General features: G+C 43.3%; 8 protein-coding genes. 4 read left to right on the top strand and 4 right to left on the bottom strand.

Annotated features, from left to right (window positions below; translation table 11 throughout):
• Window positions 1-3: 3 nt before the first annotated feature.
• The 4 genes from DXB63_RS03090 to DXB63_RS03075 are packed head-to-tail and all read left to right on the top strand — an operon-like array spanning window position 4 to window position 4347.
• A complete protein-coding gene (locus DXB63_RS03090) occupies window positions 4-1077 on the top strand; it encodes a leucine-rich repeat protein (RefSeq protein ID WP_122124913.1) in 1074 nt (357 codons plus the stop codon).
• A gap of 16 nt (window positions 1078-1093) precedes the next feature.
• On the top strand, window positions 1094-2164 hold the full coding sequence (locus DXB63_RS03085; RefSeq protein WP_122124912.1) for a leucine-rich repeat domain-containing protein: 1071 nt from the start codon (window positions 1094-1096) through the stop codon (window positions 2162-2164).
• 16 nt (window positions 2165-2180) lie between these two features.
• Window positions 2181-3263, top strand: a complete 1083-nt coding sequence (locus tag DXB63_RS03080) for a leucine-rich repeat protein (RefSeq protein ID WP_122124911.1) — start codon at window positions 2181-2183, stop codon at window positions 3261-3263.
• A 16-nt stretch (window positions 3264-3279) separates the two neighbouring features.
• Window positions 3280-4347 (top strand): leucine-rich repeat protein, encoded by a 1068-nt coding sequence (locus DXB63_RS03075; protein ID WP_122124910.1) that lies wholly within the window; start codon window positions 3280-3282, stop codon window positions 4345-4347.
• A 95-nt stretch (window positions 4348-4442) separates the two neighbouring features.
• Here DXB63_RS03075 and DXB63_RS03070 read toward each other — a convergent pair whose 3' ends face one another.
• Genes DXB63_RS03070 through DXB63_RS03055 form a run of 4 tightly spaced genes read right to left on the bottom strand, consistent with a single transcriptional unit; the run spans window position 4443 to window position 11970 of the window.
• Window positions 4443-6014, bottom strand: coding sequence for a sodium:solute symporter (locus DXB63_RS03070; protein ID WP_122124909.1), 1572 nt, complete (start codon window positions 6012-6014; stop codon window positions 4443-4445).
• 15 nt (window positions 6015-6029) lie between these two features.
• Window positions 6030-7826, bottom strand: a complete 1797-nt coding sequence (locus DXB63_RS03065; protein ID WP_122124993.1) for a corrinoid protein — start codon at window positions 7824-7826, stop codon at window positions 6030-6032.
• Between the two features lie 11 nt (window positions 7827-7837).
• Window positions 7838-10084 (bottom strand): TIM-barrel domain-containing protein, encoded by a 2247-nt coding sequence (locus tag DXB63_RS03060; protein WP_122124908.1) that lies wholly within the window; start codon window positions 10082-10084, stop codon window positions 7838-7840.
• A gap of 17 nt (window positions 10085-10101) precedes the next feature.
• The gene (locus DXB63_RS03055) at window positions 10102-11970 is read right to left on the bottom strand and encodes a right-handed parallel beta-helix repeat-containing protein (RefSeq protein ID WP_122124907.1); all 1869 of its coding nucleotides are present in this window, start codon (window positions 11968-11970) and stop codon (window positions 10102-10104) included.
• Window positions 11971-12036 lie beyond the last annotated feature (66 nt).

Here is a 12036-nt window from a genome sequence, read left to right as displayed (position 1 = left end):
CTTATGAAAAAGAGTATTCTATTTATATCAACAATGTTAGCCTGCATAACCATGCAGGCACAAACAACACTAACCATTGAAACAACTCCCGGAGAATTGAAGAATGTTATGACACAGGAGCAAATTCAAAGTGTAGAAGATTTGACCTTAACGGGAGGTATGAACAAAGAGGATTTCTACTTTATCAGAGACCAACTTGTAAAACTGAAAAGCATTAATATGAAACAGATAGAAGTAGATACAATACCTGTTAAAGCCTTCTTTGATAAGAAATTGAAAAGTATTATATTACCTATACATATAAAATATATCGATGAAAATGCATTAAATACTAATGCTAGAATATATTTAACAGGACCTTATCCTAAAAGAGCTGCATATATTGGGGGGATTTCATTCATTATAAGTAACGATAACACCTACTGTAAAGAAACAGAAAATGGTATATTTTCTTCTGACGGAAAGATTTTATATGAAACTACTCGCGGAGAAAATAAATTAGATTTTGAAGAAGGTTTGGAAACAATAGAAACTTACGCATTTGTTGACGCATACCTTTATGATTATAGATTCCCAGAATCTTTAAAATATATTAAAAATAAAGCTTTCTATAACCTAATGTGGGGGCATCTAGTTTCCGGTCCTGGAGAACATTCAGATCCAACTATAATCATGAAAGCAAAAGTGCCTCCCGTTCTTGGTGAAAATGCATTTGTCATGTCAAACGAACAATATTGTGAATACCCCTTATCAGTACCAGAAGGCTGCATTGAAATTTATAGAAATGCAGATCCGCAATGGAAAATCTTTAGAATACGGGAAGGAGACCAACCACAAGGTATAGAATCCGTATCAAACCCAAACTTATCTATCATTCGAAGCGGAAACTCTTGGATACTAAACGGAGAGAAAAACATCAGTAAGATAGAAGTATTTAGCACTATCGGAGCTATCATTTTCTCTACAAAGTGTAACGATACACAAGTGGAAATCCCTATGGGAAAAACCTGTGAAGTAGTCTATGCAAGAATTTTATATGCGGACAACACAACAGAAGTGATTAAACTGATTAAATAACTAATACTCCATTCGTATGAAAAAGACTATTACTCTCATATCAACAATGTTTGCCTGCATGGTTATGCAGGCGCAAACAACACTAACCATTGAAACAACTCCCGGAGAATTGAAGAATGTTATGACACAGGAGCAAATTCAAAGTGTGGAAGATTTGACCTTAACGGGAGGTATGAACAAAGAGGATTTCTACTTTATCAGAGATCAACTTGTAAAACTGAAAAGTATTGATATGAAACAGATAGAGGTAGATACAATACCTGTTAAAGCATTTTTTGACAAAGAATTAAGGAGTATTGTATTGCCTATACATATAAAATATATTGATGAGGATGCATTTGAGAATACTAGTGGAAAAATATACTTAACAGGACTTTATCCCAAAAGAGCTGCATATATTGGAAGAACTGCATTTATACTTAGTGATGATAACACTTATTGTAAAGAAACAGAAAATGGAATCTTTTCTTCTGATGGAAAAACGTTATACGAAGCTTTCCAGAATCATGAATTATATTTTGAAGAAGGTTTGGAAACAATAGAAACATACGCATTTGTTGACTCATATCTTTATGATTATAGATTTCCAGAATCTTTAAAGCTAATTAAAGAACACGCTTTTTACAATACATTTTGGGATTTTCCTATAGGTGGCTTTTATCCTTATCCCGATCCAACTATAATCATGAAAGCAAAAGTGCCACCCATTCTTGGAGAAAACGCATTCGTCATGTCCGATTCTTATTCCGAATATCCCCTATCAGTACCGAAAGGATGCGTGGAATCTTATAGAAATGCTGATCCGCAATGGAAAATCTTTAGAATACGGGAAGGAGACCAACCACAAGGTATAGATTCCGTATCAAGCCCAAACTTATCTATCACTCGAAGCGGAAACTCTTGGATACTAAACGGAGAGAAAAACATCAGCAAGATAGAAGTATTTAACACCATCGGAGTCATCATTTTCTCTACAAAGTGTAACGATACACAAGTGGAAATCCCTATGGAAAAAACTGGTGAAGTAGTCTATGCAAGAATTTTATATGCGGACAACACAACAGAAGTGATTAAACTGATTAAATAACTAATACTCAATTCGTATGAAAAAGACTATTACTCTCATATCAACAATGTTAGCCTGCATAACCATGCAGGCACAAACAACACTAACCATTGAAACAACTCCCGGAGAATTGAAGAATATTATGACACAGGAGCAAATTCAAAGTGTGGAAGATTTGACCTTAACAGGTGGTATGAACAAAGAGGATTTCTACTTTATCAGAGACCAACTTGTAAAACTAAAAAGCATTGATATGAAACAGATAGAGGTAGATACAATACCTGTTAAAGCCTTCTTTGATAAAGAATTAAGGACTATTGTATTGCCTATACATATAAAACATATTGATGAAGATGCATTTTACGTTTCTGAAAGAAGAGTATACACAGATATTTATTTAACAGGACCATATCCCAAAAGAGCTGCATATATTGGAGATATTTCATTCATATTAAGTGATGACAATATCTACTGTAAAGAAACAGAAAATGGAATCTTTTCTTCTGATGGAAAAACGTTATATGAAGCTTTCCAGAATCATGAATTATATTTTGAAGAAGGTTTGGAAACAATAGAAACATACGCATTTGTTGACTCATATCTTTATGATTATAGATTTCCAGAATCTTTAAAGCTAATCAAAGAACACGCTTTTTACAATATATTTTGGGATCAGATTATTGGTGGTTTTTATTCTTATCCGGATCCAACTATAATCATGAAAGCCAAAGTGCCACCCATTCTTGGAAAAAACGCATTCGTCATGAACGAACATCCTTCCGAATATCCCCTATCAGTACCAGAAGGATGCGTAGAATCTTATAGAAATGCAGATCCTCAATGGAAAATCTTTAGAATACGGGAAGGAGACCAACCACAAGGTATAGATTCCGTATCAAGCCCAAACTTATCTATCATTCGAAGCGGAAACTCTTGGATACTAAACGGAGAGAAAAACATCAGCAAGATAGAAGTATTTAACACCATCGGAGCCATCATTTTCTCTACAAAGTGTAACGATACACAAGTGGAAATCCCTATGGGAAAAACCAGTGAAGTGGTCTATGCAAGAGTTTTATATGCGGACAACACAACAGAAGTGATTAAACTGATTAAATAACTAATACTCAATTCGTATGAAAAAGACTATTACTCTCATATCAACAATGTTTGCCTGCATAACCATGCAGGCACGAATGGACCTAACTATTGAAACAACTCCCGGAGAATTGAAGAATGTTATGACACAGGAGCAAATTCAAAACGTAGAAGATTTAACCTTAACGGGAGGTATGAACAAAGAGGATTTCTACTTTATCAGAGACCAACTTGTAAAACTGAAAAGCATTAATATGAAACAGATAGAAGTAGATACAATACCTGTTAATGCCTTATTCGGTAAAGAATTGGAAACTATTGTGTTACCTATACATATAAAATATATCGATGAAAATGCATTAAATACGAATGCCAGAATATATTTAACAGGACCTTATCCTAAAAGAGCTGCATATATTGGAGGTATTTCATTTATACTTAGTAATGATAACATCTACTGTAAAAAAACAGAAAATGGTATCTTTTCTTCTGACGGAAAGATTTTATATGAAGCTTTCGAAAACTATAAATTATATTTTGAAGAAGGTTTGGAAATAATAGAAACTTACGCATTCGTTAATGTAGGAGTACGTGATTATAGATTCCCTAAAACTTTAAAAGTCATTAAAGAAAAAGCTTTTTATAATTTAGATTGGTTGATTCCTGTTAGTTTTATGGACTATTCTGATCCAACCATTATCATGAAAGCAAAAGAGCCTCCCGTTCTTGGTGAAAATGCATTTGTCATGTCAGACGAACAATATTGTGAATACCCCTTATCAGTACCAGAAGGCTGCATTGAAATTTATAGAAATGCAGATCCGCAATGGAAAATCTTTAGAATACGGGAAGGAGACCAACCACAAGGTATAGAATCCGTATCAAACCCAAACTTATCTATCACTCGAAGCGGAAACTCTTGGATACTAAACGGAGAGAAAAACATCAGCAAGATAGAAATATTTAGCACTATCGGAGCCCTTATTTTCTCCTCAAAGTGTAACGATACACAAGTGGAAATCCCTATGGGAAAAACCAGTGAAGTGGTCTATGCAAGAGTTTTATATGCGGACAACACGACGGAAGTAATTAAACTGATTAAATAACTAATACTTGATTTGAGTTATAATTAAAGATATATAAACCCCGGGATGACACTACCATAAACAACATCATCCCAGGTCTTTATCATATCTACTCCTTAAAACCCATTAAAGAAGATATACAGTCCTATCATTACTACAATAAGCATGGCCCAGAGGGTTACTACCAAACGTGCCGGCCGGCCTATCTTACCGAAATCAAGTACATTCCGGTTCACTGCGTTCTTATCCAGCAGACTAACAACCACCATCGCTACTGCAATAATGGCAAACAGATAGAATGACAACAGCATGAAGTGCGGCCAAAAATCAAACTGATCGGCAGGAATCACCCATAGATAGAGGATACCGACTCCGATACTGAAAACCGTACCGAATGTGAGAGCCATATTGGCGGCACGAGTAGTTGTTTTCTTCCAAAATACACCAAACAGGAATACTGCCGACATCGGCGGAGCAATAAATCCAAGCACGGACTGGAATACATTAAACAGATTCAATCCCTGTATCGAGTCTATGGCAACCGCGATAAGAATCGAAATCAAAGCTCCCGCTACCGTTACGGTATGTCCCATACGGATAATATGCTTTTGGGTAGCATCGGGATTGATGCGCTTTACATAAATATCCATCGTGAAAACGGTACTCAAAGCATTCAGCGCGGAACCGATCGTGCTCACCAAAGCAGCAGTAAGAACCGCCAACACCAAACCGACCATACCGACCGGGAAAAGATTGGTCACCATCGTCATGTAAGCCTCATCCGGATTATTTAAAGTAGGAAAAAGAGCCAGACAAATGATACCCGGCAAAATATACAAAGGCACATCCAGTATTTTCAGCCATCCGGTGAAGTTAGCCCCTAACTGCCCTTGTTTCAGATTCTTGGCAGCCAAAACGGGTTGTACCATAGACTGATCCGTGCACCAGAACCATACTCCCATGATAGGATACCCCAATATGATAGGCAACCAGGGGAAAGCCGGATCGTCATTCGGAAGAAACAGATTCCAGTAACTATGCGGAACGGCGTCAAACAAAGCCGTAACCCCTCCTACCTTATTCAGTCCGACAATCGTCAAGGTTGCCGAGACAAAGATAAGTAGCAACATCTGAAAGACATTGGTATAGGCCACCGCCTTCAATCCGCCGAGCATGGTAAAAAACGCCGATATAAGTAATAACAAAACAGCCGACTGCCACATGGGCATATCGAATATCTGACGAATCAGGATACCTCCGGCAAACAGCGTCAGTGCCAACCATGAAATCAGAATCGTGACAATAGTGTACCACGCCAGAATATGACGGGTGGACTGTCCGAAACGACGTCCCATAAACTCCGGCAAGGTCATCACTTTCGCACCCAGATAGCGGGGAGCGAAAACAAACGCCAACAGAAATATAAATACAAATGCATACCATGCATAATTGCCCGACACGATACCGGTGGTGAACCCTGCACTAGCGGACGCAATCAACATGGATGGCCCTACATTCGTTCCCCACATGGAAAAGCCGATACTGGGCCATTTCAAGGAATGTTCAGCCAGAAAGAGGCTGCTTCCTTTCTTACGGGTACTGCTTGCCCAAACACCGATTGCTATCAAGATAACAAAATAAACGACAAGTATCCCCCAATCCAATGTATCTAAAAATTGTGTTTTCATAGTAATTATGTCCGATTAATAAACTCCCATTAACTCTTTCGCTTTCAGCACGGCAGTATTGGCATTGTCACTATAACCGTCCGCCCCTATTTCACGGGCATAGTCTTCACTGATAGGAGCCCCTCCTACCATCACCTTCACTTCCTGTCTTATACCCGCCTTTTCCAAAGCGTCGATCACTTCTTTCATGTAGGTCATTGTCGTGGTGAGCAAAGCACTCAGACAAAGAATATCCGCATGATGCTCTTTCACCGCTTCCACAAATTTATCCGACGATACATCGATACCGATATTAATAACCTCAAATCCGCATCCCTCAAGCATGGATGCCACAAGATTCTTGCCTATGTCATGCAAATCGCCTTTCACCGTACCGATAATCACCTTACCGATAGAGACCGAGGCATTGCCCTGCAACAACGGTTTCAACAATTCGAGCGAACCTTTCATGGCACGTCCCGCCATCAACAACTGGGGAACGAATGCCTTTCCATCCTGAAAACGCTGACCGATTTCACCCATCGCCTTTATCATGTAGTTATTAATGATATCCTGCGGCAACGCTCCGTTGGCTATCGCCTGTCTGGTTATCTCCACTGCCGGTTCAAGTTTGCCTGCCACAATCGCATCAAACAAAGGTTTCAAGGCCTCATCTTCATTATGGGAAGCAGTTGTTACTTGAATACTTTCCTGCTGTTGTAGAGGCTTTTCGTCCGCCTCTGCTTCTTTAACTGCTTCCGATGCGGAATTTCTATATTCATCCACTATCTTCATAGCCTGTTCCACTTCTTTTTCATTGTGGAAATCCATTTCAAGATGCACACCGTCAGCCCCGATATTATCCAAGAGAGGTTTCAACTCGTCCAGTGTTACCCAACAAGCCATGACGCTCTTTCCGGCAGCAAGTATCTTCTTATATAAATCGTACCACTTCGGAGAACCTCCCTGCGGCTCACCCACACCCGGAGTCCACTGAATTGCATTCAGTTCTTCTATCTCCAACAATGCCGGAAGATGATGCATAGCCCCTACCCCGTCCAGATGGTATAATGTATAATCTATCTTTTGGCATTGCTCACGGATGAACGGTTGTACAAACCGCCTGTAATCATCCTCGCTGATCATCGTAGAAATGTCACTTTGCAACTTGCTCATCTTACCCGGAGCCCAAGAAGAGAAATAGCAGAACGCCATCTCATCTCCCTCACGGATAATGTCATACAGCTCATCAAAGACTTTAAAGTAAATATCATTGATCTGCTGCATCTGTTGTTCCAGCACTTCCGGCTGCATCACCGTATCCAGCAAGACTTTATCCGTACCCTTCAAGGCAGCCAAAACATCCAGGCCTTCCATCAGGTCGGGCATACCTACATAGTAGTTTCCTTTCGCTTTAGCCTTGCAGGCTTTCAGCAATTCCTTGTGCAATATCCAGTTAGGATGCTCCGGATTAAAAACAATCTCATCATTGAAATCCGGATCGGGATGAATCCAGATGGTATCCTCGCCACCTTCAAACACGCCTCCCAATATGGCTGCCAAAGAGCCCGGTCCTAACTGTGCGTTGGCTACCGGAAGCATATCCGCCATCAGACTGCTGTGAGCTACATACCAATCCAAATATTCCGCTCTCCACTGCGGGTCAAACCATTTCTGATTCAAATCCTTTGCAGGAGCGGGAGCAGGAACATCGGCATGCGGCCTCACACCTTCCTGAAAATGTTCCCACATATTAAGTATAATACCTTTATGATTCCACCAATCAATATAGCGTTGCTTGGTTTCTTCCAAGTTTGTTTTCCACGTCTTCATCTTGCTGTTATTCATTTTGTCCAAATTCCTTTAAAATCATTATCTATTCTCAATGAGACTTGCTTGTTCAGATCCATTTCGTCCGTACACTGCACCTGCTCCGGATAGTAAGGTATCTCCGCTCCTTCACGGACATACACTGGCATTTCATCCAACGGCACTTCCAGATTCTTCAACCAGCGTCCGCCTTCCAAACGTTCTCCGGTAAAGAAGTTCACCCATCTGCCTTCCGGAAGATATACATCCCTACGGTTATCGCCGTTCATGACAGGCGCAACAAGGAAGTCGTCACCGAAATAATATTCATCATCGATATGCCAGCACAACTTATCTTCCGGATGATGGAATATCAGTGCACGAAGCACAGGATAACCCGTCCGGGTAGCCTTCTCACTTTGTTCTATGATATACGGAATCAGGGCATAACGCAGATTCCACCACTTCTTCACAATCGGAGCGATAGCCGGATAACTCCAAGGTTCGCGTTTGCTCGTTCCATGATAGCGGATATGGGAGGAGAACACACCGAACTGAGTCCAGCGCACGTACAAATCATCCGTCACAGGAGAGTTCATGAAGTTCGGAAGGCTATGGAATCCGGGAACATCGTGACTCCAGAAAGCAAAACCGGAGAGTCCGAAGTGAATACCGCCTTTCAACGAACCCGCCATACCGTCCCATGTGCTCGCCGAATCACCGCCCCAATGAAGCGGATAGCGTTGGCAACCCGCCCAAGCGGCACGCGCCCAAATGATACCGTCGCCGGTCACCTCTTTTGTTATTTCATAAGCAGCTTTCTGATAAAGCAATGCATACAGGTTATTCAGGAGTTCGGGCGACATACCATGATATTCGGCATCCATGTGTATATTCTCACCGAAATCCGCTTTTATGCAGGTGACACCCATATCCAACAGATTCTTCAACAAGCCCTTATACCACTCCACAGCCTTAGGATAGGTGAAGTCGATGGTTCCGGCATAATCCAAAGCGGAGAAGTTTGATCCTTCCGAATCCTGCTTCTTTGTCAAAGGGCCGATATAGTTGTTTTCTCTGGCTTCATCTATCTGCTCCGCATCCTCCGCCACGTAAGGCAACTGCCATAGCGAAACGCGGAAACCGTTGTCTTTCAGTTGATGGATAAAGCCTTTCGGATCAGGGAAACGCTCATCATTGAACTTCCATTCGCAAAGCCAGTCGGTCTTGAACCATCCCGTATCCAGATGAATCACATCACACGGATACTGTTCCGCACGCAAGCGGTTACAGATTGCGGTCACCTCGTCGGCACTGAAATAAGTCATACGGCTCATCCATGTTCCGAAGCTCCATAGAGGAGGCATCGACGGGAATCCTGTCAGGCTGCGGTATCCGCAAAGAATCTCTTCGGGAGTGTTTCCACCGATAAGGAACACATCCAGCATGGCTTGGTCACTAAGAAACTGCACCGAACGGGTGGAATGGTCTGCCAAAGACAGCTTGCTATGCGCACTGGTATGGTAAAAAACGCCATACATCCTGCTCGACAGATAGAAAGGTATATTCTTGTAGGCACGACGGTTGTTCACGCCCTGCCCGTCCTGATTCTTCAACTGAAACGTATGTCCGCTGAGATCCATCTTATAGAAACGTTCTCCCGTTCCGGCAAACACCTCGTCCGGCTGACATTCAAAAGAGATCGTCGCCCGTTCCTTATGCCCCTCTTTCACGCAATACGCCAACGGAAGGGCATCATAGCGCGGAGGCGAGAAATGATCGTAAGCACTCAGCCGGATTTCTTTCTTATCATCCGGATAGAAAGTAATGTCAAGCGTCTCCTGAGGAACCGGAAGCAAGTCACTCCAATAATCCAGCACGGGTTCACGCAGATTAATCAATGCACGGCGACGACCTTCGGCATCATAGACGCTCCATTCACCCTTGTCCTCACGAACCGTCAGCGGCTTCTTACGGATATCCGGTGCCAACCGGAGCATTTCGGAACGGTCGGTCATTTCCGCTTCTCCGAAACCGGCAAACAAACGGAGGATATTATGAGTATAATAGCGGATGATAAAGGTGGACTCCTGACGGGGCACAGTTTCATCTGCCGCCATGTCATTCGCCAATTGTTGTTTTTGGAAAGGAACGGTCACGCAGATATCGCCGTCTTTCTCATAGATGGCAGTGGGCTTGCATGCCTTCCAAAGTGCTTCGTCCGTCTTCAACTCCGTATCGAAATCGAGGAAGTCGAACAAATGATAATTCGTTTGTTTCATGAATCGTATATCTTTTACTATTTGTTTCTCAAATACCCGTATTCCGGCAGCAAACCTGCGGCCGATTTAATCTCTTCCGACACCATAGGCCCGTTGTTCGTCCACACATTCACCGGACCGGGACGGTTGGAGTCGAAACGTGCCTCAGGACACCAGTTGTTTTCCACCCGATAGCCGTCTGTAGCTTCATCGAAATAGATGTAGAAAGCACGGTCGTTGGTAGCATAAGGAGCATCCGCCAGATGTTCCAGCCTGTTCTCCGTCATGCTTGAACCGGGCTGGTTGGAAAGCGTGTACAGTCCTCCCGCATCATAAAGCTGACGGGCAAAATGATGCACATAATTGGCATGTATCCGGTTGTTCTTCATCCCGCTGTTCAGAGGCGTCCATCCCCACCCCACACAAATACCGGAGTAGTTTACATGGCTCACCTCGTTGTGCTCGATTGTCACATCTCTCACATAACCCGCGCCTATGCCCACGCAGCCCCAATCCTCATTGGTCACCTCCGTTATCAGATTGTTTGTTATCGATATTCCGGAACAAAGTTCTTTCTTATTCACCGGGATATAAGGTATATGCGTCTCAAAGCCTCCGTCGGGGAAAGCTCCCAACGCCAGAGCCGTTCCGCCAATATCGGTGAAAAGACAGCCCTTGACTTCCGAGTCCGTCACAGCCCATTCATAATCCAGTCCGGTAGCGCCCAGATGACGGAAAGCGCAATTCCGGAAGTCGATGTGATTTGCTCCCCTCACCGTCACGGCAGCTTCCGGACGGGCAATCCACGCCTGATTTTCCAGCTCCGCCTTTTCAGGCAAACCGGGTATCGGCAGCTTATAAGCATCCAGCAGATACATTCCCCCTTGCAGGGTGACGTGTCCTTCGAGTGAAGGGCGATACCAACCCGCATGCTGAAAATCAATACCCTTAAAAGTAATATGGGAAACAGGACGTTCCAACGAACCGTCCACCGTAATTAATTTCTCCACCACAGGAGCTACCACCTCTGCCCGAAGCATATCTTCTCCCTCACGAGGCCAGTAATACACCTGCCCCGACGGATAGTCCTGATACCACTCGCCCGGAGTGTCCAGCAACCGGAGGGCATTGCCCAAGCAGAAAGAAGAACTTCCTTTTTCTCCGTCGATAACCGGCTGAGGCCACGGATGCGCAAACTCCAACTCACTCTCCGGCTGATGGAAAGTAACCCGCGTACGTTCTCCCTGTATATCAAACTCCTTTATCCGCAAGATAGCGATTGCCCAACGCTGATGCACCGTCATTTCCATCCCGCGGGCTTCGTCCAGCCCCTCAATAGCCGGAGTGGATATCCAAATCTCCTCCTTATCCTTGTCAAACGCCAACATCCGTTGCATTTCTCTGGGAGCAAACTGTGTGCTGCGCACTGCCTTAACTCCGTTCACCCACAGTTGGCGAAACTCCGCCAAACGGTTACCCACCAAAGGAGCATCCGCCCTCCATACCTTACCTTTGGCAACAGCAGGCAATCCCGGAATATCTTCCGTCACCCGCTTCCACCCGGTCAACAGTTTCCCTCCACTGATAATAACCTTTGCACCCTCCGCCGCCTCAACAATGGTAGGGCTCTCAGCCGTTCCGCTATCTTCCGGGCGAACCAGCAAAGCCTTCTCCTGCCGATAAACACCTTCTTGCAAAAGCACACGCACACCACCCTGTACGGCAGGATTCGATAAACGTCTCCATTCCCGTGCCCGCTTCAATGCCTGTGCCACTGTACGTAAAGGAGCATCCTTCGTCCCCGCATTCCCGTCATTTCCGGACGGAGACACCCAAACCTCTCCCGCCGTAACCACAGAAAACGCCACAAGAAGCATGCTTATAAATGTAGATAAACGGTATTTCATAGCCTCAATTTCTTCAATCTATAAGAGATAGACGTAGAAAGCAGACTTTTGTAACTGTTTAAAGGC

Source organism: Bacteroides sp. OM05-12, assembly GCF_003438995.1.
Classification (GTDB): Bacteria; Bacteroidota; Bacteroidia; order Bacteroidales; family Bacteroidaceae; genus Bacteroides.
The sequence above is the reverse complement of the archived record's forward strand: the minus strand, read 5'-3'. Positions and strand labels throughout refer to the sequence as shown.

Coding starts and splice junctions, on each gene's coding strand:
- DXB63_RS03070 (WP_122124909.1), bottom strand. CDS start 6,014: ATGAAAACACAATTTTTAGATACATTGGATTGGGGGATACTTGTCGTT.
- DXB63_RS03090 (WP_122124913.1), top strand. CDS start 4: ATGAAAAAGAGTATTCTATTTATATCAACAATGTTAGCCTGCATAACC.
- DXB63_RS03065 (WP_122124993.1), bottom strand. CDS start 7,826: ATGAAGACGTGGAAAACAAACTTGGAAGAAACCAAGCAACGCTATATT.
- DXB63_RS03055 (WP_122124907.1), bottom strand. CDS start 11,970: ATGAAATACCGTTTATCTACATTTATAAGCATGCTTCTTGTGGCGTTT.
- DXB63_RS03080 (WP_122124911.1), top strand. CDS start 2,181: ATGAAAAAGACTATTACTCTCATATCAACAATGTTAGCCTGCATAACC.
- DXB63_RS03075 (WP_122124910.1), top strand. CDS start 3,280: ATGAAAAAGACTATTACTCTCATATCAACAATGTTTGCCTGCATAACC.
- DXB63_RS03060 (WP_122124908.1), bottom strand. CDS start 10,084: ATGAAACAAACGAATTATCATTTGTTCGACTTCCTCGATTTCGATACG.
- DXB63_RS03085 (WP_122124912.1), top strand. CDS start 1,094: ATGAAAAAGACTATTACTCTCATATCAACAATGTTTGCCTGCATGGTT.